We start from the raw sequence: 24,154 nt of genomic DNA, 5'->3' as shown, positions 1-24,154 counted from the left end.
CCGTGGCTTCTAGCCGCTTCCCCGGGCTCGTCCGTCAGCCGAACAGGTCGCTTCGCCGCCTTGCCTCACCGAGTCTGGAACCAGATCACGGGCCCGTGTCGGTGGCCTGCTCCTTGGCGGTCCGCTTTCGTGCAGATTGGGGATGGCCGACCGCATTGCGCGATCAGCCGATGGTCTGGTCGGGCCGGAATCCGCCCGGACCCGGCCCGCTCCTAGCTGGACCGGATCACGCGAACTACCGTGCGGTGCGATGATCGAGCCGCGCGGTGACGCGGTCGCCGATCCACTGCAGGGCGCAGACGAGGACGATCAGCACCGCCACCACCGCCACCATGACGCCGGTCTCGAAGCGCTGGTAGCCGTAGCGGATCGCGAGATCGCCCAGGCCCCCCGCGCCGATCGCACCCGCCATGGCGGACGCCCCGATCAGCGTGACCAGCGTCACCGTGAAGCCCGCGACGATGCCCGGCAGCGCCTCGGGTACCAGGACCTCGCGCACGACATGCCAGCGGCCTCCGCCCATCGCCCGCACGGCCTCGACGAGGCCGGGATCGACCTCGCGCAGCGAGACCTCGGCGATGCGTGCGTAATAGGGCGTCGCCGCGATAGCGAGCGGCACGATCGCCGCTCCCGTGCCGAGCGAGGTGCCGACGATCAGCCGCGTCACCGGGATCAGCGCCACCAGGAGGATGATGAAGGGCACCGACCGGAAGCCGTTGACCACGGCGCCCAGAACCGCGTTCACCGGCCGGTTTTCGGCAAAGCCTCCCTTGGCGGTCGCGACCAGGAGGAGGCCGAGCGGCAGGCCCGCGGCGAGCGAGATCGCCCCCGAGGCCGCCGTCATCAGGACGGTCTCCCAGATCGAGCGCAGAAGAAGACGGATCATCACCTCAGACATGGCCGAGAACCTCCACCTCGGCGCCCCGCGCCGCCAGAACCGACGTGATGCGCTCGACCTCGCCTTCGTTTCTCGCCCCGATCTCGAGGAACAGGCTGCCGACCGCCTGGCCCTGGATATGGTCGATGCCGCCGTGGAGAAGCTCGACCGGCCGGCCGAGCGCAGCCTCGGCGTCTGCGGCCAGGCGCCCCGCGCCCGGCCCCGCGACGTCGGCGCGCAGGACCACCGCGCGACCGGGCACCGGCGAGAGCCGTTCGGCGATGTGGCGGGGCAGCTGCGGGCGGACGGTCGCCAGAAGACTGCGCGTCAGAGCCTGCCGGGGGTTGGCGAAGACGCGCCAGACCGGTCCCTCCTCCACGATGCGGCCCGCCTCGATCACCGCCACGCGGTCCGCCACGGTGCGCACGACCTCCATCTCGTGGGTGATCAGGACGACGGTCAGCCCAAGCTCCCGGTTGATGCGGCGCAGAAGCTCTAGGATCTGCTGCGTGGTCTCGGGGTCGAGCGCCGAGGTCGCCTCGTCGGACAGGAGGATCTTGGGTCTGGCCGCGAGCGCGCGCGCGATGCCAACGCGCTGCTTCTGGCCGCCCGACAGCTGCGCGGGATAGCTGTCGGCCTTGGCCGAGAGGCCGACGAGTTCGAGAAGTTCGGCGGCCCGCGCGTCGCGCGCGCGGCGCCCCTCGCCCGCGATCTTCAGCGGCAGGGCGACGTTCTCGCGCACGGTCCGGTTGGCGAGGAGGTTGAAGTGCTGGAAGATCATGCCGACGCGCCGGCGCAGCGGCTGAAGCTCCCGCTCGGCGAGGGCCGCGATGTCGGCGCCCTCGATCAGGATGTGGCCTGCGTCCGGCCGCTCGAGCCCGTTGAGGCAGCGGATCAGCGTCGACTTGCCGGCGCCCGAGCGGCCGATGATGGCGAGGATCTCGCCCTCGGCGACGGCGAGCGACACGTCGTCGAGCGCGAGCGTCGGGCCGAAGCGCCGCGTCACGCTCGCAAGGCGAACGATCTCGCTCCCGCTCGTGCCGGGCGCCGGCTCCAGCGCCGCCGGAAAAACATGCTGGGTCATGGAAACGGTCCAATCCCTCAAGGGACGAGGGGCGGCCCGGTCTCCCGAACCGCCCCGAAGGCAAGGCGAAGAGGCGAGCGCCGCCCTCAGTAGGCGGGGAGGCCGGTTCCCTTGTAGACGCGGTCGAACTCGGCCTTCACAACCGGGTTCTGGTAGGAGGCGACGAGGTCCCGCACCCAGGGCTCGTCCTTCCGGTCGGCCTTGACCGCGATGAAGTTGCGGTAGGGATTGCCGTCGACCGGCTCCTGCGCGATGCGGTCCTGCGCCGAGAGTCCCGACTTCAGCGCCCAGTCGGTGTTGACGACGGCCGCACCGAGATCGTCGATCGAGCGGCCGACGACGCCCGCGTCGAGTTCCTTGATGTCGAGGTTGCGGGGGTTCTCGGCGACGTCGGCAAGCGTGGCCAGGATGCCCGTGCCGGGCTTCAGCTTGATGAGGCCCGCACTCTCCAGAAGCTTCAGGGCCCGGCCCTCGTTGGACGGGTCGTTCGGAACGCCGATCACCGCGCCCTCGCCGAGACCGGCCAAGTCCTTGGCCTTGCGCGAGTAGAGGCCGATCGGCCAGACCGCCGTGTAGCCCGCCGGGACGATCCCGTAGCCATGCGCCTCGACTTGGTTGTCGAGATAGGGCTTGTGCTGGAAGGCGTTGGCGTCGATCTCGCCGTTCTCCAGCGCCTCGTTGGGCTGCGTGTAGTCGTTGAAGACCACGGGCTCGATCTCGAGGTCGTGCTTGGCCGCCTCGGCCGCCACCACGCGCCAGACATCCTCGTCCTCGCCGCTCATGATCCCGACCTTGATGGACTTCGTCTCGGCCATCGCGCCACCCGGAAGCGCGGCGAGCGGCGCGGCCGCCAGAAGAAGCGTAAGGACGAGGCGGCGCGACAGGCCGGAGGCGGAGGGGATGCGGGGGGACATGGGATCGGCTTTCCGAACGAAGGGTGGGACACTCGCTTTCGGCGCTGTGCGTCGAAGCGTGAGCGATGTAATCCGTCCAGCGTGTCGGTAGACAGAAACCCTGATGCGTCTTTCCACCCGGTCGGGAAATTTCCGTTCCCCACGCCCGGTCGGGTCCGTCATCCTGTCCGTGGGCAAGCATCGTCCGGGTGGCTAGGATCGTCGCCGTTCCTCGAATCGGTTCCGTTCATGACCCTCCTGACATCCGTCTCCCTCGCCGCCCTTCTCGGCCTCGGCCTCGGCCCCGCCCTCGCGCAGGAGGCCGACCCCGACGCCACGATCCGCATCGGCTCGCTCTACGAGCCGCAGAACCTCGACAACACGGCCGGCGCCGGCCAAGGCATCAACGAGGCGTTCAACGGCAACGTCTACGAGGCCCTGTTCCGCCTGACGGATGCCGGCACGGTGGAGCCGGTGCTCGCCGAGAGCCACGAGACGAGCGCGGACGGGCTGACCCACACGTTCCGCCTGCGAGAGGGCGTGCGGTTCCACTCGGGCGATCCGCTGACCTCGGCCGACGTGAAGCGCTCGATCGAGCGCGTGCGCGCGGAAAGCTCCAAGAGCTCGCGCAAGAAGAGCCTCGCCACGATCAGCGCCGTCGAGACGCCGGACGAGAGCACCGTCGTGGTGAAGCTCTCGGCGCGCTCGATCTCGCTGCCCTACAACCTGTCCTACGTCTGGATCGTCAACGACGCGGCCGGCGACATCACCTCCAAGGAGGACGGGACCGGCCCCTACACGCTGGAGGACTGGCGCCGCGGTTCGGCGCTGGCGCTCGCCCGCTTCGACGGCTACTGGGGCCAGAAGCCCTTGAACGGCGAGGTCGTGTTCCAGTATTTCACGGACGCGAGCGCGCTCGGCAACGCGCTCCTGACCGACGCGGTGGACCTTGTCACCTCGGTGCAGAGCCCCGACGCGCTCGCCCAGTTCAAGGACAACCCGTCCTTCACCGTCTCGGAGGGCGCTTCCACCACCAAGGAGATTCTGGCCTACAATGATCGCGTCGCGCCGTTCAACGACGTGCGCGTGCGCAAGGCCCTGGCGCGCGCCGTCGACAAGAAGCGGCTGCTGAACGCGGTCTGGGGCGACTACGGAACGCTGATCGGCTCCTTCGTGCCCCCGACCGATCCCTGGTACGAGGACCTGACCGCCGTGGACGCCTACGATCCGGCGAGCGCCAAGGCGCTTCTGGCGGAGGCGGGCCTGCCCGACGGCTTCGACTTCACGCTGGACACGCCCGACTACGATCCGCACCCGACGGTCGCGCAGTTCCTGCAGAGCGAGTACGCCAAGGTCGGCGTGCGGGTGAAGATCAACGTCATCACCGCCAACGAGTGGTACACGAAGATCTACCAGAGCCACGACTTCCAGGCGACGCTGCAGGAGCACGTCAACCACCGCGACATCGTCTTCTACGGCAACCCGGACTTCTACTGGGGCTACAACAACCCCGACGTGGTGAAGCTGATCGCCGACGCCGAGCAGGCACCGAGCGAGGCCGAACAGACCGATGCGCTGCGCCGCGCCAACCGGACGATCGCCGAGGACGCGGCCAGCAACTGGCTCTACCTCTATCCCCAGATCGTGGTGGCGAACGCCAACGTCTCGGGCTATCCGGTGAACGGACTGAACTCGCAGTTCGTCGCCTCCGGCATCCGCAAGGCGGACTGAGCCGGCCGGACATGCCCTTGCGCCGCCGGCCCCTTCGGCCGGCGGCGCCCCCTGCCCAAGGACCGCTTCCATTCTCGCCTACGCGCTTCGCCGCACGCTGATCCTCGCCGTCTCGCTCGTTGCGGCGGCGGTGCTGCTGTTCGTTCTCCTGCGCCTCCTGCCGGGCGACCCGGCCAACGCGCTGGTGGGCGTCGGCGCGACGCCCGAGCAGATCGCCGCCGCGCGCGCCGAGGTCGGCTCGGACCAGCCCCTGACCCTGCAGTTCGCGCGGTTCCTCGCCGGTCTCGCGCGCCTCGACTTCGGCACGTCCTTCGTCAGCCGTACGTCCGTGTCGACGGAGATCGCGGCGCGCCTCACGGTGACGCTGCCGCTCACGGCGGCGGGCTTCCTCGTGGCGATGCTCCTCGCCGTGCCCTTCGGCATCCTCGCGGCGCTGCGCGCGGAGCGTCCGCTCGGCGGCGTGATCTCGGTGGTCTCGCAGCTCGGGGTCGCGGTGCCCGTGTTCTGGGTCGGCATCCTTCTCGCCACCCTCTTCGCGGTGAACCTGCGCTGGCTGCCCTCGGGCGGCTTTCCCCGCCAGGGCTGGGACGACCCGCTCGGCGCGGCCCGGGCCCTGATCCTGCCCGCCTTGACGATCGGCCTCGTGATGGGCGCCTCGCTCCTGCGCTACGTGCGGGCGGTGACGCTGGGCGTTCTCGGCGCCGACTATCTGCGCACCGCCCGCGCCATGGGCGAGACGCGCGGCGAGGCGCTCCGGCGCCATGGACTTCGCAACGGCGTCGTGCCGGTGGTCTCGGTGCTCGGCATCGAGCTCGCCTCGACCTTTCTCGGCGCGGTGGTGGTGGAGCGGGTGTTCAGCCTGCCGGGTCTCGGCTCCATGCTGCTTCTGGCCATCGGGCAGCGCGACTTCCCGAGCGTCCAGGGCGTTCTCTTCGTCTCCACCCTTCTCGTGCTGCTGGTGGGATTTCTCGCCGACATCCTCCAGCGCCTTCTCGATCCCCGGCTGCGCGAAGCCCAGCGCGCATGAGCACGCTTCTCCCCTCCCCGCCCATCGAGCGTCGCCGCCGGTCCTGGACGCTCAGCGCCGGCCTCGCGCTCGTCGGGCTGCACGCGGCGGTCGCGCTTCTCACGCTCGTGTGGACGCCCTTCGATCCGGCCGAGCTCGCCGGGGGCCGGCTGGAGGCGCCGAACTGGATCCACTGGGCGGGCACCGACCGGCTCGGGCGCGACCTCCTCTCGCAGATCCTCGTCGGCAGCCGCATCGCGCTTCTCGTCGGCACGGGCGCGGTTCTGGTCGGCGCGCTCGTCGGCGTCACGCTCGGCACTCTGGCCGCCTTCGCCTCGCGCACGCTCGACGACGCCCTGGCCGCCGCGCTCGACATCCTGATCGCCTTTCCGACCCTCCTGATCGCCATGCTGGTGGTGGCGGTGACGCAAAGCCCGAGCCTGAGCACCGCGATCCTGGCGCTCGGTCTCGGACTGTCGGCGATCTTCGCGCGGCTGACGCGCATCCTCGCCAAGCGCGTCCTCGTCCTCGACTTCATCACGGCGGCGCGCACCTGCGGCACGTCCTGGCCGCGCATCGTCCTGACCCACGTCCTGCCCAACATCTGGCCAGCGCTCTCGGTCGCGGTCGCGCTCCAGTTCGGGCTGGCGGTGATTGCAGAGGCCTCACTCTCCTATCTCGGCCTCGGCGCCCCGCCGCCCAACAGCTCCTGGGGCCGGCTCCTGCAGGAGGCGCAAGGCACCGTCTTCACCGCGCCGCTCGGCGCGGTCCTGCCGGGCCTCGCGCTCGTCTCGCTCGTGATCGGCATCAACCTTCTCGCCGACGGCTTGCGCGAACGGGGCGATCCCGCCGGGGCACAGCGATGAGCGCGCTTCTCGCGATCCGGGGCCTGAGCGTGCGCGCCGGCCCCGCGACGCTGATCGACGACCTGTCGGTCGACGTCGCCGCGCGCGAGCGGGTCGGGCTGATCGGCGAGTCGGGCTCCGGCAAGTCGCTCACCGCGCTCGCGGTCGCCGGCCTCCTGCCGCGCGGGCTCAGCGCGGAGGGCTCGGTGCGGCTCAGGGGCGAGGAGGTCGTCGGTGCGCCCGAGCGGCGGCTCGACGCGCTTCGCGGCCAAGCGGTCGCGATCGTGTTCCAGGAGCCGCTCAGCGCCCTCGACCCCCTGATGCGCGTGGAACGCCAGGTTGCCCTGCCGCTCGCGCGCCGCGCGCGCCGGGACGGCACGCCGCTGCGCGGATCGGCGCTGGGCGCGGCGGTCCGGGCCCTGCTGGCCGAGGTGGCGCTGCCCGATCTCGACCGCGTCGCCCGAGCCTATCCGCACGAGCTGTCCGGCGGCCAGCGCCAGCGCGTCGCGATCGCCATGGCGCTCGCCTGCCGGCCCGACCTCCTGATCGCCGACGAGCCCACCACCGCGCTCGACGTGACGACGCAGGAGGAGGTGATGCAGCTCCTGCGCCGCCTCGTCGCGGAGCGCGGCATGGCGCTTCTCCTGATCGGTCACGACCTGCCTGTGGTCGCTGGCAGCGTCGACCGGCTCGTGGTGATGCGTCGCGGCGTCGCCGTGGAAGCGGGCCCGACCGCCGACGTGCTCGGGCATCCCCGCCACGACTACACGCGCGGCCTGGTCGAGGCGGCGCGCCGCTTCGACGACGCCATCGGACGGCCCACGGCATGACCCTTCTCGCGCTCCGCGACGTCCGCTTCAGCTATGCGGCCGGCCGCCCGGTTCTCGGCGGCGTCGATCTCGAGGTCGGCGCGGGCGAGGCGGTCGGCCTCGTCGGCGAGTCGGGTTCCGGCAAGACGACGCTCCTGCGCCTCGCGCTCGGCCTGGCGAAGCCGACGGCCGGCACGGTCCGCTTCCGGGACGTGCCGCTCGACCCGCGAGACCGCCGGCAGATGCGCGCGTTCCGCCGCAGCGTGCAGGTCGTGTTCCAGGATCCCTACGGCTCGCTCGATCCGCGCCAGCGCGTGCGCGCGATCGTCGCCGAGCCGCTGCGCTCGCTCGGCGTCGAGGGCGACCACGGGGCGCTCGTCGCCGAGGCGCTTCGGGCGGTCGGCCTTGAGCCGGATGCCGCGGCGCGCTTTCCCCACCAGTTCTCGGGCGGGCAGCGCCAGCGCATCGCCATCGCGCGCGCCATCGTCGCGGGTCCCGAGCTGCTTCTCGCCGACGAGGCGCTGAGCGCGCTGGACCTCACGACCCGCATCCGCATCCTCGACCTTCTGCGCGAGCTCAGGGGACGCATGGCGATTCTGTTCGTGTCGCACGATATCGGGGCCGTGGCCGCCCTGTGCGACCGGGTCGTGATCCTGGAACAGGGTCGCATCGTGGAGGCCGGCCCGACCGGCGACGTGCTCGCTCGCCCCGCCCATCCCTATACGCGGCGGCTCCTCGCCAGCGTGCCGCGCCTCGTCGCAGAAAGGACACCCAACCCATGAGCGATCTAGAAACCGAATTTCGCGACTGGCGCGAGCGCCGCATGGACGCGCTTGCAGCGGCCGACGGCTGGCTCAACATCGTCGGCCGCTACCCGCTGGAGAACGGCGCGACGCGGGTCGGCAGCGCCGCCGACAACGACATCGTGCTGCCGTCCGGTCCGGACCATGTCGGCACGCTCACGCAGGACACGGACGGCGTGCGCTTCCAGCCGGCGGAGGGCGGGCCCGAGCAGCGCCTCGCCCTGTCGAAGTCCGCCCCGCCGCGCTTCACGAGCGGCCACCTGCTTCTGGAGGTGACGACGCTGAACGGCGAGAACGCCCTGCGCGTTCGCGATACGCGGCCGATCGCGAAGGAGGACCGGCCGAAGCTCGAGACCTTCCCGTTCGACCCGTCCTGGCGCATCGAAGCGCAGTGGGTCCGGCTGGACGCGCCGGAAGCCGTCGAGATCGACACGAGCCGCTCGATCCGCACCGCCGTCGAGGCGACGCACAAGGCGGTCTTCGAGCACGCCGGCCAGCGGTTCGAGCTCTTGGCCACGCATGGCACGCCCGAGCGGCCCCAGTTCGTCTTCCGCGACGCGACCGCCCGGACCGGCGAGACCTATCCGGCCGCCCGCTTCCTGTTCGGCGAGGACGTGACCGAGACGACGATCCTCCTCGACTTCAATCGCGCGGTCAGCCCCCCTTGCGCCTTCACCGACTTCGCGGTCTGCCCCCTGCCCCCGCCCGGAAACGTCTTGGCCGTCCGGGTCGAGGCGGGCGAGCTCGCGCCGCCGGCGCACTGAGGCAAGGGGCGCGAATGGCGAGCCGCGCGGACGTTCTCGTGGTCGGCCTCGGCGCGATGGGGAGCGCCGTGCTCGATCAATTGGCGGCACGCGGCGCCCGGGCGGTCGGCTTCGACCGGCACACCCCGCCTCACGCGGAAGGCTCCAGCCACGGCGAAACGCGCATCACCCGTCGCGCCGTCGCCGAGGGCGACGCCTACGTGCCCCTCGTCACCCGGTCCCATCAGATCTGGCGGGAGATCGAGCGGGAAACGGGCGCGGAGCTCTTCACCGCCTGCGGAACGCTGGTCATGGGTCCCGAGGCGACCGGGGGCGAAGGCAAGAGCGACTTCGTCCACCGGACCCTTCGCGTCGCAGAGCGTGCGGGCATCTCGCACGAGGCGCTCGCCGGCGACGAGATCGCAGCGCGCTTCCCGTTCATGGACGACACGCACGGGACGATCGGCTGCTTCGAGCCGGGCGGCGGATACGTTCGGCCCGAGCGCTGCATCGCCGAGCAGCTCGCGCGGGCTCGGCGGAACGGGGCGCTTGTCGAGGCGAACACGGACGTCCTCGGCCTCGAGGACGACGGCTCCGGCGTCGTCCTGCGCACCGCCCGCGGCGACTGGCGGGCGCCCGTCGCGGTGGTTGCGGCCGGCGCATGGACCGCCTCGCTGCTCGGCGCGCCGTTCGATCGGCTCCTGAGCGTGCGACGGCAGGTCCTGCATTGGTTTCCGCTTGCGGCCGAGGCGCCGATCTCGTCCCGCGATCCGGTCTATATCCGGATGCTTGGGGACCGCGAGGGCGATCACTTCTACGGCTTTCCGCCCTTGCCGGGCGAGCGGCGCGTCAAGGTCGCGACGGAGCAGACCGAGCGGGACACCGATCCCGGCGCCGGCTGGAAGCGGGTCGATCCCGCGGAATCCGACGAGATGTACGCTCGCCACCTCACCGGTCGCTTGCGGGGCGTTCGGCCCGGGGCCGACGACGCCCTCGCCTGCCTCTACACCGTGACGCCGGACGGCGGCTTCATCGTCGACCGGCATCCGTCGATGAGCCGCGTCACCGTCGTCTCGGCCTGTTCGGGCCACGGCTTCAAGCACTCGGCGGGTCTGGGCGCTGCGCTGGCCGCTGGCCTCGCCGGCGATTCCGATTCGATCGCGGACCTTGCCCCCTTCTCGCTCCGCCGCTTCGGCTAGGCGCCCCGGACCGCCGGCCAGGATGCCCGCGGCGACCGGTTGGCGATCCGACCGTATCGAGCACGGACGACAACCCTCGGGGCCGACGGGATCTGCTCGCGCTTTTCCCGACAACCTGGCGATCGGGTCGCGACACATCCGGATCGCGAACGGCTGACCCTCCCCGAACGCAGCGCGGCCCAAGCCCAAGGCAGCGCCGCTTTCTCGACCTTCTTTCGAGCGAACACTCGCTTTCCGCCCGAGGTGGTCTGTCGTGAAGTCGAACGGGCCGGCGAGGGAGCGATGCCGACATGCGGCGGCGCCGGCTCGCCTGACCGGAGTCTGTGTGACGTCCCCAAACCGGGGTGGCTGCGTCCGGGTAGCCGCGACAAGCCCGGATAGGCTCAAGCGGCAGCACCGGGCGGGATCGCCGTGAGACGCTTCGGCCTGCCACTTGACGACTTTACGTTATATTGTAAAGTAGCAGCAGTTCAGCGGAGCTTTCATGACCCTCTCCCGTTTCGCCACCCGCCTCAACTCCTTCGGCTCCGCGCCGCACCTCTACTGGCCGGACCTTTCGGGCAAGCCGACCTTCATGCAGATGGCCGAACGCGCCGCGACGGCGAAGGGTTTGACGGATGTCGACCTGAACTTCCCCGACCACGTCAAGGACGACCCGGCAACCGTCGGTAGGCGCATCGGCGACCTCGGCCTCGCGGTCAACGGCCTCGCGATGCGCTACTACACCAACCCGGCCTTCAAGCTCGGCGCCTTCACGAACCCGGATAAATCCGTGAGGCGCGAGGCGATCGACATGACCAAGCGCGGCGTCGACGCGGCGCGCGCCATGGGTGCTGACCTGATGACGCTCTGGCTCGGCCAGGACGGCTTCGACTACAACTTCCAGCTCGACTACGCCGAGGCCTGGGATCTCGAGATCGCGGGTATCCGCGAGGTCGCCGAGCACGATCCCGCCTGCCAGATCTCGATCGAGTACAAGCCCGACGAGCCGCGCGCCCACGCCCTTCTGCGCGACTGCGCGACGACGCTGCTGGCGATCGACGAGGTCGGCGCCGCGAACCTCGGCGTCACCCTCGATTTCGCCCACGCGCTCTATGCCGGCGAGCAGCCCGCCTATGCCGCCCATCTCATCCATCGCCGCTCGAAGCTCCTCGGCGTCCATCTCAACGACGGCTACGCCAAGCGCGACGACGGTCTGATGGTGGGCGCTGTGCACCTGCGCTCGACGCTGGAGCTCCTGCGCCAGATCCGCCGCGACGGCTACGCGGGCGCCCTCTACTTCGACACCTTCCCCGACGCCTCGGGTCTCGACCCGGTGGCGGAGTGCGAGACCAACATCGAGACCGTCCGGCGGCTCCTCACGGTTGCCGACCGTCTCGACGCCGACAACCGTCTGGGAGAGGCCCAGAGCCGCCAGGACGGTGTCGCGAGCCAGAGCATCGTCAACGCCGCGATGATCGCGGCCTGACCTTCAGACCGCGCGCCGGGCCGCGAGGCCTGCCCGGCAACTGTCCAACGGGAGGAACCAACCCCATGACCATCAAGCTGAAGGCCCTCGTGGTCGGCTGCGCCCTGTCGCTCGTCAGTGCCGCCGCCTTCGCCCAGACGCTCGCCCCCCTCAACTCCGACACCGAGACGAACCGCATCGAGTGGTCGCAGCTCGACGCCAAGTTCGGCGCGGTGCCCGCGGCTCCGGCCGGCACCCGCATCGGCGGCGTGTCGAAGACGCTGACCAACGAATACTGGCGCTCGCTCGGTGAGGGCTACGAGGCCTATGCCAAGAAGGCCGGCGTCGAGGTCGTCTATCAGGCCGCGCAGAGCGAGGGCGACCAGCTCGGCCAGCTCTCGATCGCCGAGAACCTGATCAGCCAGGGCTTCGCCGCGCTGCTTCTCTCGCCGCAGACCGACAACAACCTCCAGCCCGCGCTGGAAAGCGCCGAGGCCCAGGGCATCCCTGTCGTCAACGTCAACGACGCCGTGATCCCGAGCGTGAAGCACTATGTCGGCAACGTGCAGCGCGACAACGGCGTGCGCGTCGCCAAGTGGTTCCTCCAGAACCGTCCCGAGGGCGGCAAGGTCGCGGTGATCGAGGGCCAGGCGGGCGTCTTCGCCGCCGGCCAGCGCACCAAGGGCTTCTCCGAGACCATCGCGGAAGGCGGCAAGTTCACCGTGGTCGCCAGCGTTCCCGGTAACTGGGACCGCCAGGTCGCCTACGACGCGGCCGCGACCATCCTCCAGCAGAACCCCGACCTCGTCGGCTTCTACGCCAACAACGACGGCATGGCGCTGGGCGTCGTGGAGGCCGTGAAGGCCGCCGGCCTCAAGGACAAGGTCGTGGTGTTCGGCACCGACGGCATCTCGGACGCCTACGCCTCGATCAAGGCCGGCGACCTCACCGGCACGGTGGACTCCTTCCCGGTGCTGACCGGCGAGGTCGCGATGGAGGTCGCCCTGCGCCTCGTCGGCAAGCAGGATCTGCCGCGCGTCGTCTCCACCCCGCAGGCGCTGATCACCAAGGACAATGTCGAGGCCTTCGCGGCGAAGGGCGACGCCCTGCGCGAGACGCTCCTCAAGCAGTCCGCCAACTGACCTCAGTCCGGCCGGGGCGCGCGAGCCGCGCCCCGGCCGGTCCCGATACGTCTCCGGGAGGGAGCGCCATGAACACCCCGTCGACCGAGCGCCTTGCGTCGGAACGTCTGACCCTGAGCGATATCGGCAAGAGCTTCGGTTCCCTGCGCGCCCTCGACGGCGTGTCGATGAGCGTCGCACCCGGCTCGGTCCACGGGTTGCTCGGCGAGAACGGCGCCGGCAAGTCCACGCTCCTTCGCATTCTGTCGGGGGTCATGGAGCCCTCCGGCGGCACGATCGCGGTGGACGGCGTGCGCGTGACCGGCCATGGGCCGCTCGTTGCGCGGCGCGCCGGCATCGCGATGATCCACCAGGAACTCCAGCACGTTCCCGAGCTGACCGTCGCGCAGAACATGTTCCTCGGCCGCCCCCTGCGCATGGCCGGCGGCCTTCTCGTCGATCGGCGGGCGCAGGAGCGCCGGGCGCGCGAGGCCCTTGCCCCCCTCGACGCCTCGATCGACCCGTCCGCTCCCATTCGTACCCTGAAGGTCGCCCAGCGCCAGATCGTCGAGATCGCCCGCGCCCTGATGGAGGACGCCAAGATCATCGCGATGGACGAGCCGACCTCGAGCCTGACCCCGGCCGAGTTCGATCGCCTCGCCCTTCTGATCCGCGACCTTTCGGCGAGCGGCGTGTCGATCATCTACGTCAGCCACAAGATGGACGAGGTGTTCCGCGTCTGCGACACGGCGACGATCCTGCGCGACGGGCGCAAGGTCGCCGATGTCAGGATGGCGGAGACCACGGAGGCCGAGGTGGTCTCGCGCATGGTCGGGCGCGAGCTGGCCCATGCCGAGCACAAGGGCTTCGCCACGAGCGAGATCGTGCTCGACGTCGAGAACCTCTCGCGCGGGTCGGCCGTTCGCGACGCGAGCTTTCAATTGCGGCGCGGCGAGGTGCTCGGCATCTCTGGCCTCGTCGGCGCGGGACGCACGGAGCTTCTTCGCCTCGTCGCCGGCGTCGACCGGCCCGACCGCGGTTCGATCCGGGTCGAGGGCCGGCCGTTGTCGCTCGGCAATCCGCGAACGGCCATCCGCGCGGGGCTCGGCCTTCTGCCCGAGGAGCGCAAGCGCGACGGCATCGTCGCGCGCCGCTCGATCCGCTCCAACATCGCCCTCTCCTCCATGCGCCGCTTCTCGCGCGCCGGCTTCGTGCGCCGCCGCGCCCTCCAGGCCGAGAGCCTGAAGCTGATGCGCGACATGAACCTGCGCCCGCTCGACGTCGAGCGCCCGATCGGGCAGTTCTCGGGCGGCAACCAGCAGAAGGCCATCATCGGCCGATGGATCGCGGCCGGCGCCCGCATCCTCCTGTTCGACGAGCCGACGCGCGGCATCGACGTCGGCGCCAAGGCCGAGATCTACGCGCTGATCGAGCGGCTGGCCGCCGAAGGGCGCTCGGTGATCGTGGTCTCGTCCGAGCTGCCCGAGATCCTGCGCGTTTCCGACCGCGTGCTCGTCATGCGCGAGGGCCGTATCGCCGGCATCCTGGAGCGGGACGCGATCAGCGAGCGGGCAATCGTCTCGCTCGCCGTGCCCCAATCCGAACCGAAGTCCGCCGGCTCCGCCTCCCATTCCTCTCGTCCGGGGCAGTGACGCTCATGACATCCACCGACAGCCTTCCCGCCCCGAGCCGCGGCCTCAAGCTCGGCTTCGGCCTGCGCGACGCCGGCACGCTCATCGGCCTGCTCGTGATCGTCGGCGTCTTCGCCGCGCTCAGCCCCAACTTCCTGACCGAGCGCAATCTCCTCAACATCCTGCAGCAGTCCTCGATCAACGCCTGCGTGGCGCTCGGCATGACGCTCGTGATCATCTCGGGCGGCATCGACCTGTCGGTCGGCCCGACGGCGGCGATCGCCGCGGTCGCGGCCGCGGCCATGATGGTCGGCGGCGCGCCGATCATCATCGCCATTCCGGCTGCCATCCTGTTCGGCATGGCAGCCGGGGCGGTGAACGGGGCGCTTGTCGCCTATGGCGGGCTCCAGCCCTTCATCGTGACGCTCGGCACGCTCTCGCTCTACCGCGCCTCGGCGCTGATCTACACGGGCGGCAACCCGGTCTTCGGCATTCCCCCCGAGTTCCGAGCCCTGTTCAACGGCAGCATCCTCGGCGTCCCGACGCCCGTCGTCCTCGTCGCGATCCTCGCCTTCGCGGTCTGGGTCGTCCTCAACAAGACCCCGCTCGGCGAGTATTTCCTGGCGGTCGGCGGCAACGAGGAGGCCTCGCACATCGCGGGCGTCCCGGTCGCGATGACCAAGATCGCGGCCTACGTGATCTCGGGCGGCCTCGCCTCCATCGCGGGCCTCATCCTCGTCGGGCGCCTCGGCGCCGCCGACCCGACGCTCGGCAACCTGTGGGAGCTCGACGCGATCGCGGCGGCCGCGATCGGCGGCGCCTCGCTGATGGGCGGCAAGGGGTCGGTGGTCGGCACGATCCTGGGCGCCATCATCCTCGGATCCCTGCGCAACGGCCTGACGCTCCTCAACGTCCAGGCCTTCTATCAGCTTCTCGCCACCGGCCTTATCATCCTTGTCGCGATGCTGATCGATCGCGCGACCAGGGGACGGGGATGAACATGTCTTTCAGCGATCCGAGGACCGTCGGTCCCCGGATCCGCATGATGATGCCGCAGCTGACGCCGCTGGAGGCACGGGTGGTCGAGATGATCCTCGGCCGCCGCGACTTCGACGAGACCACGGCCCTGAAAAGCGTGGCGGACGACGCGGGCGTCTCGGAGGCGATGCTCGTCAAGATCGCCAAGAAGCTCGGCTTTTCCGGCTTCAAGGACTTTCGCGCCGGCATCGCCGACTACAACCGACTGCCGACCACCGACCTCCACCAGGAACTCTCGCCCGACGACACCGGGCCGCAGATCGCGCAGAAGGTCTTCCGCACCTCGATCCACGCGCTCGAGGAAACGCTCTCGATCCTCGACCCGGAGGCCTTCGAGCGCGCGGCCGACCTCATCTTCGCGGCCCGCCAGCGCGATCTCTACGGCATCGGCGGCTCGGCCCAGATCGCGCGCGACGTCGCCCACAAGTTCCTGCGCATCGGCGTGCGCACCAGCGTCTTCGACGACGCGCACATGATGCTGATGTCGGCCGCGCTCCTTTCGGAAGGGGACGTCGCCATCGCCTTCTCGCATTCGGGCCAGACGACGGCCGTCCTCGAGCCGCTGGAGCTCGCCCGCAGGCGCGGGGCGCGCACCATCGCGCTCACCAACTATGCCACGTCTCCGATCGCCGAGATCGCCGACGTCGTCCTCTGCTCGACGGCGCAAGGGTCGCCGCTGCTCGGCGAGAACGCGGCGGCGCGCGTCGCCCAGCTCATCATCCTCGACGCCGTCTTCGCCGCCGTCGCCCAGCGCGACCTCAAGGCGGCCGAACGCAACCTCGCGGCCACGATGGGGGCCGTCAAAACCAAGCGACGGAACACATGAGCCCTTCCGCCCAGCCCGTGATCGTGGTCGTCGGCAGCCTGCACTACGACATCATGGTCGACGCGCCCGACAGGCCGCGCAAGGGCGAGACGGTGACCGGCCACGCCTGGGCCCCGAAGTTCGGCGGCAAGGGCGGCAACCAGGCCGTGAGCGCCGCCACGGCAGGCGCCAAGGTTCGCATGGCGGGCGCCGTCGGAGACGACGAGTTCGGTCGCTTCCTGATGGCGCGGCTCGAGGCTTCGGGCGTCGAGGCCTCGTGCGTGCGCCGCCTGGCGGGCACGGGATCGGGCATGAGCGTCGCGATTTCCGACGCGCAAGGCGACTATGGCGCGGTGATCGTGTCGGGCGCCAACCTCAGGATCGACCCGGCCACCCTCTCGGATCCAGGGCTCTGGCAGGATACCGGCGCCCTGATCCTTCAGAACGAGGTGCCGGATGCCGTGAACACGGCCGCGGCGCGGGCCGCGCGCCGGGCCGGCGCGATGGTCTGCCTGAACGCGGCGCCGTTTCGCGCCCTTCCCGACGAACTCGCGGCACTGGTGGACGTTCTCATCGTGAATGCGATCGAGGCCGAGGAACTCTGCGGCCGCGAGGTGACCGATCTGGCGTCGGCGACCGCGGCCGCGCAGGACCTGGCGGCACGCTTTCCCGCCGTGGTCGTCACCGCCGGCGGATCGGGCGTGGCGGGCGTCCGCTCCGGCGAAACGCCGGTCGCGCTCGAGGCTCTGCCGGTGCGTCTGGTCAGCACCCATGGTGCGGGCGATGCCTTCGTGGGCGCGCTCGTCGCCGCGCTCGCGTCCGGCCGTGCCTTTGCGGAAAGCCTCGCGACGGCAAACGAAGCGGCCGCCCGGCACGTCTCCGCGTCGAAGTGATGCCGAGCGCAGGAGGCCCTGGCCGCGTCCGCGCCTGCCATGACGCCCCTCGCACCCGATCGCCGGACGCCCGCATTCGCTGAAAACCGGCGCGCTGTTTCGCGTTCCGTCAACGGGAATGTCCGCGGCGTCCCAGCCGTCCCGCGGCCGGGGGAGCGCCCGGCCTCCCGTCCCGTCATGCGGCCACCGCCCCGGCGGGGGCTGGTGAAGCCCGGGGCGACCCGCCTGTCGCGAACGCCGCGCTGACGGGGTCATCCCAAGCGCGAGCGCAGGACCCGCGACGCTGTCATTCCTCGCGGAACTCGGCCGGCACCTCGCCGAACCGGCTCAGCACGATCGGCTCCTCCAGAACCTCGCCCGTGTCGGTATCGATCGAGTGCTGGAGGGCCACCACGCCGACCGCCGTCGAGGCGGCCCGCTCGGCCCGCGCCACCGCCTCGTCGGCCGTGCGGAAGTCGAGAGCCCGGCCGCCGATCAGCCGCTTTCCGCTGCGCTCGAACAGTTGCACGATGAAGAGGGTCTTGGCGGGCATGGGGACGCTTCCGGTTCCAGCTGTCGGCAACGCCTTCGACGCCTTGCGCGACGGCGTTCGGCCCAGACTAGCACGGGCGGGACGGCATTGCGCCGCTGTCCGCGCCGCCCGGCGACCGGGCGATTGCATGGTGGAAACGGCGCGGCGCTTCGCTGCCCGCCCCACGTCGTCCTGCGCGCTCTCCATGCCGCCGTCTCGTCGCGCTAGGGCACGAAGCCGCCGCCGTGCGGAAACGGCGCGAGATGCCGCCTCTCCTCGACCGCACGCTGCGGCGAAGCGGAAGGACGCCCCGATCAGGCGGCAACCGACTGGACCCGACTGTCGGAACCGGGATCCCGAAGCTGCCTTTCCCCGCCGATCCGGCCGCCGCCGTCCTGGCGACGCAGGCCGCTCGCCCCCGCGGCGTCCGGCAGAAGTTGCAAGGATCGGGCCGAGGCCTTCGCCAGGCGATACAAGGGTAGCGAAATCGTTTCGCAGCCCTTATCAGTTCCCGATGACGAAAGCCCTTATCCCCCGAGCCGGCGCGATGCGCCGGAGCGCGGCTGCGATCGGCCTGCTCGCGCCGCTCCTTGTGACACCCGCCCATGCGCTGTCGGCGCGCGAGACGGCGGAGATGAAGCAGCTTGCGCCCATCGACCGCATGATTCAGGTCTGCTTCCTGAAGCTCGAGGCGCGCATCGCCAGCGAGACGACCTTTCGGCGGGTCGACCGGGTCGTGCTGGACGCCTTTTCGCGCGGCAGGATCGCCGACCGGACGGTCAAGGCCAGCGGCGCGGCCTTTCGCAACAAGGGCGAGTGGTTCAAGCTGCGCTTCCGCTGCTCGGTGACGCCGGACCGCCTCCATGTCGAGACGCTGCGCTATGAGCTGGTCTCGACGACCCCTGTCGCGCATGGCGAATGGGAAGCGCACCGGCTCTTCCCGTAGCGGCCTCGGTCCTCAGACCGACACCGGGTCCTGTGGCAGGCCGTCCGCCTCCTTGCGGACGCGGCTTTCCACAAGCAGTCCCTCGGCGTCCATGATGGGGTGGGCGACCGAGGCGATATGGGCGTTGATGCGCTTGAGGTCGCGCAGGATGTCGAGGTGGAGCGAACTGGTCTCGATGCTGGCGCGCCGGTTCTCGCGCAGCCGCTGGAAGTGGCGCACGGCCGAGCGCTTCTCGATCTGCCGGACCGTCAGCTTGGCGTCCATCAGCCGGCGGGACAGGTCGAGGTCGCGGGTGACGAAGATGGTCTGCGCCATGCGCAGGTTCTCGATCGTCGTTTCCATGAAGCTGTCGAGTTCGCGGAAGCCCTCCTCGGAGAAGCGAAGATCGAAGGCCACCATCTTGCCGATCTCGTGGACCAGCCCCTTCTCGATGATGTCGCCGATATGCTCGAGGTTGATCGCGTAATCGACGATCTCCGCCGAGCGCTCGTGCGCCCTGTCGGAGGCCTCGTCGTGGGCGATCCGGGCGATGTAGATCTTCACCGCCTGCTGCAGCCGGTCGACGTCCTTCTCCAGCGGCTCGATGCCGCGCAGGAATGTGGGGTCCCGGCGCCGGAAGGCGTCGCGCACGTCGCACAGCATCTTCTCCACGAGGTCGCCGACGCCGAGCACCTCGCGCGTCGCGCTCGCCAGGGCGACGACCGGTGTGGACAGCTCGTCCGGATCCAGGAACCTCGGTGCGTTCCGCTCCTCGGGCGCATCGGGCAGGAGACGCCGCATCAGGCGGGCGAGAGGTCCCGCCAGGGGCCACGCCGCGAGCGCGAGGACCAGGTTGAACAGGAGGTGGACGTCGACCGGCAGGTTCGGCCCGGCGAGACCGAGGCTCGCGAGAGCGGCGCCGACCTGGTCCGCCAGCGGCAGCACCGCCAGGACGCCGCAGGCCCGCGCCACGAGGTTGCCGAGAACGACGCGGCGGGCCGCGACCGCGCCGCCCGATGTGGCCATGACCGGCGGAAGCGCGCCGCCGAGGTTGGCGCCCAGCACCAGAACCACGACGAGGCCGTCCGACAGGATCCCGGCGGCACCGAGCGCAGTGACAAGAATCACCACCGCCAGGCTGCTGGCCGCCGCCAGGGCAAGCGCGGCCGACAGAAGGAGCGCGACCGGCCACGCACCGTCCAGCAGCTCGATGAAGGCGGCGAGCGCCGGCGAGGCGCGCATCGGCTCGGTCGCCAGGCTGAGCAGATGCAGCGACAGGAGCAGCAGCCCGACGCCCATCAAGGCGATGCCCGCCCCCTGGCGCGGACCGACGCCGTTGCGGCGCAGCGCGAAGCCGAGGAGAAGCAGGACCGGCGAGAGCCACTCGATGCCGGCGGCCACGATCCAGGCCGTCAGCGCCGTGCCGATGTTGGCGCCGAGCAGCACGACCTGCGCCATGCGGGGATCGACGAGGCCTCGTTCCACGAAGGAGGCCGTCATGAGGCCGGTCGCGGTCGAGCTCTGCAGCGCCAGGGTTGCCCCCAGACCCGACAGGAGCGCGCGCCAGGAGCGCCGCGTTCCCGCCGCAAGGATGGTCCGCAGCCGCCCGCCGAAGGCCTGGAGCACGCCTTGCTTCACCTCCGCCAGGCCGAACAGGAGCAGGGCCACGGCGCCTGCGAGGTTGATCATGACGAGAACGGACTGCATGGCGGCTTCACGAACGGACAGGGGACGCGACGAATGATCGGACTGGGGAACCGCCGCTCCGTCACGCGCGAGAACCCGGGGCGGGAAGCGCTCGGGAAAGGCGATGTCGCCCGGCCCGAGAACCGGCACCCGGGGAAAGGGTGCGAGAGTTGCAGACGAATGCGGGAATGGAAAGGCGAAGCCGGGGGTTCGCCCTTCCCGCCCCCCGCTCACAGCAGCGCGCGCTCGTCTCGCCCGAGGAAGACGAAGGCCGCGTAGACAGCCGTGCCGCTGACAACCAGGAGGATCGTGGACAGGGCGGCGGCGGTGCCGAAGTCGCCGTCGAGGATCAGAAGATAGATGCGTACCGGCATGGTCATGGTGCGCCCGACATAGAGCACCAGCGAGGAGGAGAGCTCGTTGATCGCGGTCACGAAGCTCAGCATCGCGCCCGCCACGATGCCCGGAGCGATAAGAGGAACGGTGATGCGCCGGAAGGCCTGGAACGGACTGTAGCCGAGCGAGACGGCCGCCTCCTCCAGACTCGGGCCGATCTGGCGCAGCGCGGTGGCGGTGGTGCGCACGGTGTAGGGCAGGCGCCGCACGAAGATCGACAGGATGATGATCGCCGCCGTGCCGGTCAGAACGAGCGGCCCGGTGTTGAAGGCCGCGATATAGGCGATGCCGATCACGATGCCCGGCATGACGTAGGGGATCATCATGGCCCCGTCGAGCGCGGAGGTGCCGAGCGTCGTGCGGCGCGCCACGAGGCAGCCGATCAACGTGCCGGCAAGGACGATCAGCACGACCGCGACCGCCGAGAACGAGAGCGAGTTCCAGACGACGTCGCCCAGGCCGTAGACGATGCGCTCGTAGCTCTGGAGGGCGAAGCCCGGCTGGAACACGGGGCCGCTCGTGCGGCGGAAGGAGTAGATCACGGCGATGATGGCCGGCAGCGCGCCCAGGAGTGCGATGACGTAGACCAGGACATGCGCGGCGACGTTCCGCCAGCCGCTGAGCTGCCGCCGGTCCGGCTTGTTGATCATGTTGCCGTGGTAGACGTTGCGCCGCGACATGTAGCGCTGGGCGAGGACGAAGATCATCGACAGGGCGACGAGCACGACACTGATCGTCGTCGCCATCGAGAGGTTCGAGCCGATCTCGGCCGAGTAGAGCGTGAAGGCCTCGGTCGCGAGCACGTTGAAGCCGCGCCCGAGAAGGCGCGGCGTGCCGAAGTCGGCGATGGCGTGGATGAGGGCGAGAAGGCTTCCGGCCGAGAGCGCGGGCAGGACCAGCGGAAAGGAGACCTTGAGCGTGCGCTGCCAGGGGGTGAGGCCGAGGCCCTCGGCCGCCTCCTCGAGCGAACGGTTGACGTTGGACAGCGCGCCCGAGGTGAGAAGATAGACGTAAGGGTAGAACTTCAGCGAGAAGACCGCGAGGATGCCCGAGACGCCGTAGAGTGTCGGGATCGCGATGCCGACCTCGCGAAGGCCCGTTCGCACCAAGCCGCCCGCGCCGAACAGGATGATCCAGGAATAGGCGCCGATGAAGGGCGGCGAGACCAGCGCGAGGATCGCGAGCAGCGAGACGAAGCGCCCGCCCCGGATGTGGAAGCGCGACAGGCAGAAGGCCATGGCCGCGCCGAGCACGAGCGCGCCGGCCATGCCGCCGAAGCCGACGATCAGCGTGTTCAGGAAGGCCTGTTGGAAGCGCGGCTCGGTGAGGACGGCGGCGTAGTTGGCGAGCGTCGGGTTGCCGGCGGCGTCGAAGAAGCTCGACAGGAGGACCGAGCCGACGGGAACCAGAAGGAGAACGAAGAGCAGCGCCCAGGCGAAGGCGAGGACGCCGTTCCAGAAGGTAAGGCGCGCCATCACGCCGCCCCCGAAGCCGCGACGCGACGCCCTTCCGCGTCGAAGCCCATCAGCGCCCCGCGCAGCAGCGCCACCGCGACATTCGTGCCGGCTGCCGGAATCGCGACGCGCGACGGGTTCACGACGTGGACGATCAGGTCGCCCGCGTCGGTCCGCAGATGCAGATGCGCCTCGCGGCCGAGATAGGTGCATTTCGAGACCGTGCCCTCAAGGGTGGCCGCGCCTGCCTCGCGCGCCCCGCCGGGCGGAACCAGGCGCATGTCCTCGGGGCGGATCGCCCAGTTGATGCCGGGGCCGTCCGCGCGATCCAGCTCGAGCCGCCGCAGGAGATCGGTCAGCGCCTGCCCTCGCTCGAGCTCGTTCAGGGTGCCGACGAAGCGCGCGACGAAAAGGGTCTGCGGATCGCCGTAGATCGCTTCGGGGCTTCCGACCTGCTCGACATGGCCGTTGCTCATGACGCAGATCCGGTCGGAGATGGCGAGCGCCTCCTCCTGGTCGTGCGTGACGTAGATCGTCGCGATGCCGACCTTCTGCTGGATGTCCCGGATCTCCTCGCGCAACTCGATGCGCAGCTTGGCGTCGAGGTTCGACAGGGGCTCGTCCATCAGGAGAAGACGGGGATTGATCACCATGGCGCGCGCCAGGCCGATGCGCTGCTGCTGGCCGCCCGACATGGCGGCGGGCAGGCGGTCGGCCAACGCGGCGAGCCGCACGGCCTCCAGCGCCTCGGGAACGCGGCGCGCCACCTCGGCGGCGGGAACCTTGCGCGGCTTCAGGCCGAAGGCGACGTTGTCGAAGACCGACAGGTGCGGGAAGACGGCGTAGTCCTGGAAGACCATGCCGATGTCGCGCTTGTGCGGAGGCACGCTGGTGAGGTCGGTGCCGTCCACCGCGATGGTGCCCGACGTCAGCGGGTTGAATCCCGCGATGGCGCGCAGGAGCGTTGTCTTTCCGCAGCCGCTCGGGCCCAGAAGGGTGAAGAACTCGCCGCGCCGGACGTCGAGCGAGACGCCGCGCAGCGCCGTCATGCCGCCCGCAAACGTCTTGGTCGCGTTTCGAACCTGCAAGTACGCCATCGGCCGATCCCCTCCCCGGACAGCGCCGCACATGTTCGTAAACGCCGCTTATATTTTCATGTTGCAACATGAATGGCGTTGAGACAACAATCGAACCCAAGGATATTTGACTTCGAACATTCACGGGAGGAACCATGTTTCGAAGACGCACAATCTTGGGCGCAATCCTGGGCGCGGCTCTGTCCGGCGTCTTTGCCGTGCCGACGCTCGCGCAGGACAAGTCGGTCGTCGTCTACACCGCGCACAAGGCCTCGATCGTCGACACGCTCCTGCCGATGTTCGAAAAGGAAACCGGCATCCGCGCCGAGGTGGTCAAGCTCGGCTCGAGCGACATCGCCCGCCGGGTGCGCGCGGAAAGCGGCAAGCCCGCCGCCGACGTGATCTGGAGCGTCACCGGCAGCCAGCTCACCGAATATGCCGACCTTCTCGAGCCCTATCGGCCCAAGGAGATGGACAAGGTCGACCCGCAGTTCATCGAAAGCCCGGCCTGGACCCCCTACACGGCGGTCGTCTACGTCCTGGCCGTCAACACCGAGATGCAGCCGATGGACGGCGCGCCCCGGACCTGGGCCGCGCTCGCCGACCCGAAGTGGAAGGGCCAGATCGCCTCGGCCCGCGCCGACGGCTCCGGCTCGGCCATGCAGCAGCTCCAGACCGTGCTCACCGTCTTCGGCGACAAGGGTTGGGACGAATACGGGCAGATCGCCAAGAACTTCGTGTTCACCGACTCGTCGGGCGCCGTGCCGCGCTTCGTGGCCGATGGCGAGACGAGCCTCGGCCTGATGCTGGAGGACAACGCGCTGGAATACGTGCGCGGCGGCGCGCCGATGGAGATCGTCCATCTCGAGGACGGCACGGCGACGACCCCCGACGGCATCGCCCTCGTCAAGGGCGGCCCCAACACCGACAACGGCCGCGTCTTCATCGACTGGGCGATGTCGAAGGCGACGCAGGAACGCCTCGTCCAGGATATCGGCCGCCGCTCGGTGCGCACCGACGTTTCGGGACCGCAGGGCACGCCGGCCCTGACCGAGCTCAAGCTCGTCAAGGTCAAGCCGCTCCAGGACTTCGGCGGCGCCGACGCGGTGCTCGCCAAGTGGCGCCAGGCGATCGGCGAGTAGCGCTCCGGCCGCCGCCTCTCAACTCAAGGCCCCGGCGGC

22 protein-coding genes are annotated in these 24,154 nt (G+C 70.2%); 15 read left to right on the top strand and 7 right to left on the bottom strand.

The window, feature by feature from the left end:
* Positions 1-235 precede the first annotated feature (235 nt).
* The 3 genes from AUL35_RS13160 to AUL35_RS13150 form a co-directional block, all read right to left on the bottom strand.
* Positions 236-898 (bottom strand): methionine ABC transporter permease, encoded by a 663-nt coding sequence (locus AUL35_RS13160; protein WP_062015487.1) that lies wholly within the window; start codon positions 896-898, stop codon positions 236-238.
* Complete coding sequence (locus AUL35_RS13155) at positions 891-1,961, bottom strand: methionine ABC transporter ATP-binding protein (RefSeq protein WP_062015485.1); 1,071 nt, start codon at positions 1,959-1,961, stop codon at positions 891-893. Before AUL35_RS13155 ends, AUL35_RS13160 begins: the two co-directional genes overlap by 8 nt.
* Positions 1,962-2,047: 86 nt before the next feature.
* Positions 2,048-2,875: a MetQ/NlpA family ABC transporter substrate-binding protein gene (locus tag AUL35_RS13150; protein ID WP_062015483.1), complete on the bottom strand. Its 828-nt coding sequence runs from the start codon at positions 2,873-2,875 to the stop codon at positions 2,048-2,050.
* A 228-nt stretch (positions 2,876-3,103) separates the two neighbouring features.
* On the opposite strand from AUL35_RS13150, the gene AUL35_RS13145 reads away from it, so the two are divergent.
* From AUL35_RS13145 to AUL35_RS13085, 13 genes are all read left to right on the top strand, one after another.
* Positions 3,104-4,585, top strand: a complete 1,482-nt coding sequence (locus AUL35_RS13145; RefSeq protein WP_062015481.1) for an ABC transporter substrate-binding protein — start codon at positions 3,104-3,106, stop codon at positions 4,583-4,585.
* 70 nt (positions 4,586-4,655) lie between these two features.
* Positions 4,656-5,612, top strand: coding sequence for an ABC transporter permease (locus AUL35_RS13140; protein ID WP_062015479.1), 957 nt, complete (start codon positions 4,656-4,658; stop codon positions 5,610-5,612).
* On the top strand, positions 5,609-6,457 hold the full coding sequence (locus AUL35_RS13135) for an ABC transporter permease (RefSeq protein WP_062015477.1): 849 nt from the start codon (positions 5,609-5,611) through the stop codon (positions 6,455-6,457). The genes AUL35_RS13140 and AUL35_RS13135 overlap by 4 nt, the downstream gene beginning before the upstream one ends.
* Positions 6,454-7,266 (top strand): ABC transporter ATP-binding protein, encoded by an 813-nt coding sequence (locus tag AUL35_RS13130; protein WP_062015475.1) that lies wholly within the window; start codon positions 6,454-6,456, stop codon positions 7,264-7,266. The genes AUL35_RS13135 and AUL35_RS13130 overlap by 4 nt, the downstream gene beginning before the upstream one ends.
* Positions 7,263-8,027 carry an ABC transporter ATP-binding protein gene (locus AUL35_RS13125; RefSeq protein WP_062015473.1) on the top strand — a complete coding sequence of 255 codons (765 nt, stop codon included), beginning with the start codon at positions 7,263-7,265 and terminating at the stop codon, positions 8,025-8,027. The genes AUL35_RS13130 and AUL35_RS13125 overlap by 4 nt, the downstream gene beginning before the upstream one ends.
* Positions 8,024-8,812: a DUF1684 domain-containing protein gene (locus tag AUL35_RS13120; RefSeq protein WP_062015471.1), complete on the top strand. Its 789-nt coding sequence runs from the start codon at positions 8,024-8,026 to the stop codon at positions 8,810-8,812. The genes AUL35_RS13125 and AUL35_RS13120 overlap by 4 nt, the downstream gene beginning before the upstream one ends.
* A 14-nt stretch (positions 8,813-8,826) precedes the next feature.
* The gene (gene solA, locus AUL35_RS13115) at positions 8,827-9,990 is read left to right on the top strand and encodes an N-methyl-L-tryptophan oxidase (protein WP_062015468.1); all 1,164 of its coding nucleotides are present in this window, start codon (positions 8,827-8,829) and stop codon (positions 9,988-9,990) included.
* A gap of 484 nt (positions 9,991-10,474) precedes the next feature.
* Complete coding sequence (locus AUL35_RS13110; protein WP_062015466.1) at positions 10,475-11,458, top strand: sugar phosphate isomerase/epimerase; 984 nt, start codon at positions 10,475-10,477, stop codon at positions 11,456-11,458.
* A 65-nt stretch (positions 11,459-11,523) separates the two neighbouring features.
* The gene (locus AUL35_RS13105) at positions 11,524-12,579 is read left to right on the top strand and encodes a substrate-binding domain-containing protein (RefSeq protein ID WP_062015464.1); all 1,056 of its coding nucleotides are present in this window, start codon (positions 11,524-11,526) and stop codon (positions 12,577-12,579) included.
* Positions 12,580-12,647: 68 nt separating this feature from the next.
* Entirely contained in the window at positions 12,648-14,210 is a 1,563-nt protein-coding gene (locus tag AUL35_RS13100; RefSeq protein WP_062015462.1) for a sugar ABC transporter ATP-binding protein, read from the top strand.
* Between the two features lie 5 nt (positions 14,211-14,215).
* Positions 14,216-15,187 (top strand): ABC transporter permease, encoded by a 972-nt coding sequence (locus AUL35_RS13095; protein WP_062015460.1) that lies wholly within the window; start codon positions 14,216-14,218, stop codon positions 15,185-15,187.
* The gene (locus AUL35_RS13090) at positions 15,184-16,053 is read left to right on the top strand and encodes a MurR/RpiR family transcriptional regulator (RefSeq protein ID WP_062015458.1); all 870 of its coding nucleotides are present in this window, start codon (positions 15,184-15,186) and stop codon (positions 16,051-16,053) included. Before AUL35_RS13095 ends, AUL35_RS13090 begins: the two co-directional genes overlap by 4 nt.
* Positions 16,050-16,925, top strand: coding sequence for a PfkB family carbohydrate kinase (locus AUL35_RS13085; protein ID WP_062015457.1), 876 nt, complete (start codon positions 16,050-16,052; stop codon positions 16,923-16,925). Before AUL35_RS13090 ends, AUL35_RS13085 begins: the two co-directional genes overlap by 4 nt.
* 286 nt (positions 16,926-17,211) lie before the next feature.
* On the opposite strand, the gene AUL35_RS13080 is transcribed toward AUL35_RS13085, so the two are convergent.
* Positions 17,212-17,457 (bottom strand): hypothetical protein, encoded by a 246-nt coding sequence (locus AUL35_RS13080; RefSeq protein ID WP_062015455.1) that lies wholly within the window; start codon positions 17,455-17,457, stop codon positions 17,212-17,214.
* Between the two features lie 493 nt (positions 17,458-17,950).
* Here AUL35_RS13080 and AUL35_RS22605 point away from each other — a divergent pair, with 493 nt between their 5' ends.
* On the top strand, positions 17,951-18,382 hold the full coding sequence (locus tag AUL35_RS22605) for a DUF930 domain-containing protein (RefSeq protein ID WP_192847093.1): 432 nt from the start codon (positions 17,951-17,953) through the stop codon (positions 18,380-18,382).
* Positions 18,383-18,394: 12 nt separating this feature from the next.
* Here the strand turns inward: AUL35_RS22605 and AUL35_RS13070 are convergent, their stop codons facing one another.
* The 3 genes from AUL35_RS13070 to AUL35_RS13060 form a co-directional block, all read right to left on the bottom strand.
* A complete protein-coding gene (locus AUL35_RS13070) occupies positions 18,395-20,068 on the bottom strand; it encodes a Na/Pi cotransporter family protein (protein ID WP_062015451.1) in 1,674 nt (557 codons plus the stop codon).
* Positions 20,069-20,277: 209 nt separating this feature from the next.
* Positions 20,278-21,918: an iron ABC transporter permease gene (locus tag AUL35_RS13065; RefSeq protein WP_062015449.1), complete on the bottom strand. Its 1,641-nt coding sequence runs from the start codon at positions 21,916-21,918 to the stop codon at positions 20,278-20,280.
* The gene (locus AUL35_RS13060; protein ID WP_062015447.1) at positions 21,918-22,994 is read right to left on the bottom strand and encodes an ABC transporter ATP-binding protein; all 1,077 of its coding nucleotides are present in this window, start codon (positions 22,992-22,994) and stop codon (positions 21,918-21,920) included. Before AUL35_RS13060 ends, AUL35_RS13065 begins: the two co-directional genes overlap by 1 nt.
* A 155-nt stretch (positions 22,995-23,149) precedes the next feature.
* Between AUL35_RS13060 and AUL35_RS13055 the strand changes: the two genes are divergently transcribed.
* A complete protein-coding gene (locus AUL35_RS13055; protein ID WP_062015445.1) occupies positions 23,150-24,115 on the top strand; it encodes an extracellular solute-binding protein in 966 nt (321 codons plus the stop codon).
* Positions 24,116-24,154 lie beyond the last annotated feature (39 nt).

Source organism: Aureimonas sp. AU4 (assembly GCF_001463765.1).
Classification (GTDB): domain Bacteria; phylum Pseudomonadota; class Alphaproteobacteria; order Rhizobiales; family Rhizobiaceae; genus Aureimonas.
This window is presented reverse-complemented; position numbering and strand designations above follow the sequence as displayed.

What these genes read in the sequence shown, in the direction of transcription:
- AUL35_RS13105 (WP_062015464.1), top strand. Translation starts at nt 11,524, where the DNA reads ATGACCATCAAGCTGAAGGCCCTCGTGGTCGGCTGCGCCCTGTCGCTC.
- AUL35_RS13080 (WP_062015455.1), bottom strand. Translation starts at nt 17,457, where the DNA reads ATGCCCGCCAAGACCCTCTTCATCGTGCAACTGTTCGAGCGCAGCGGA.
- AUL35_RS13135 (WP_062015477.1), top strand. Translation starts at nt 5,609, where the DNA reads ATGAGCACGCTTCTCCCCTCCCCGCCCATCGAGCGTCGCCGCCGGTCC.
- AUL35_RS13145 (WP_062015481.1), top strand. Translation starts at nt 3,104, where the DNA reads ATGACCCTCCTGACATCCGTCTCCCTCGCCGCCCTTCTCGGCCTCGGC.
- AUL35_RS13070 (WP_062015451.1), bottom strand. Translation starts at nt 20,068, where the DNA reads ATGCAGTCCGTTCTCGTCATGATCAACCTCGCAGGCGCCGTGGCCCTG.
- AUL35_RS13130 (WP_062015475.1), top strand. Translation starts at nt 6,454, where the DNA reads ATGAGCGCGCTTCTCGCGATCCGGGGCCTGAGCGTGCGCGCCGGCCCC.
- AUL35_RS13100 (WP_062015462.1), top strand. Translation starts at nt 12,648, where the DNA reads ATGAACACCCCGTCGACCGAGCGCCTTGCGTCGGAACGTCTGACCCTG.
- AUL35_RS13120 (WP_062015471.1), top strand. Translation starts at nt 8,024, where the DNA reads ATGAGCGATCTAGAAACCGAATTTCGCGACTGGCGCGAGCGCCGCATG.
- AUL35_RS13095 (WP_062015460.1), top strand. Translation starts at nt 14,216, where the DNA reads ATGACATCCACCGACAGCCTTCCCGCCCCGAGCCGCGGCCTCAAGCTC.
- AUL35_RS13155 (WP_062015485.1), bottom strand. Translation starts at nt 1,961, where the DNA reads ATGACCCAGCATGTTTTTCCGGCGGCGCTGGAGCCGGCGCCCGGCACG.
- AUL35_RS22605 (WP_192847093.1), top strand. Translation starts at nt 17,951, where the DNA reads ATGACGAAAGCCCTTATCCCCCGAGCCGGCGCGATGCGCCGGAGCGCG.
- AUL35_RS13150 (WP_062015483.1), bottom strand. Translation starts at nt 2,875, where the DNA reads ATGTCCCCCCGCATCCCCTCCGCCTCCGGCCTGTCGCGCCGCCTCGTC.
- AUL35_RS13085 (WP_062015457.1), top strand. Translation starts at nt 16,050, where the DNA reads ATGAGCCCTTCCGCCCAGCCCGTGATCGTGGTCGTCGGCAGCCTGCAC.
- AUL35_RS13125 (WP_062015473.1), top strand. Translation starts at nt 7,263, where the DNA reads ATGACCCTTCTCGCGCTCCGCGACGTCCGCTTCAGCTATGCGGCCGGC.
- AUL35_RS13090 (WP_062015458.1), top strand. Translation starts at nt 15,184, where the DNA reads ATGAACATGTCTTTCAGCGATCCGAGGACCGTCGGTCCCCGGATCCGC.
- AUL35_RS13160 (WP_062015487.1), bottom strand. Translation starts at nt 898, where the DNA reads ATGTCTGAGGTGATGATCCGTCTTCTTCTGCGCTCGATCTGGGAGACC.
- AUL35_RS13110 (WP_062015466.1), top strand. Translation starts at nt 10,475, where the DNA reads ATGACCCTCTCCCGTTTCGCCACCCGCCTCAACTCCTTCGGCTCCGCG.
- solA (WP_062015468.1), top strand. Translation starts at nt 8,827, where the DNA reads ATGGCGAGCCGCGCGGACGTTCTCGTGGTCGGCCTCGGCGCGATGGGG.
- AUL35_RS13060 (WP_062015447.1), bottom strand. Translation starts at nt 22,994, where the DNA reads ATGGCGTACTTGCAGGTTCGAAACGCGACCAAGACGTTTGCGGGCGGC.
- AUL35_RS13065 (WP_062015449.1), bottom strand. Translation starts at nt 21,918, where the DNA reads ATGGCGCGCCTTACCTTCTGGAACGGCGTCCTCGCCTTCGCCTGGGCG.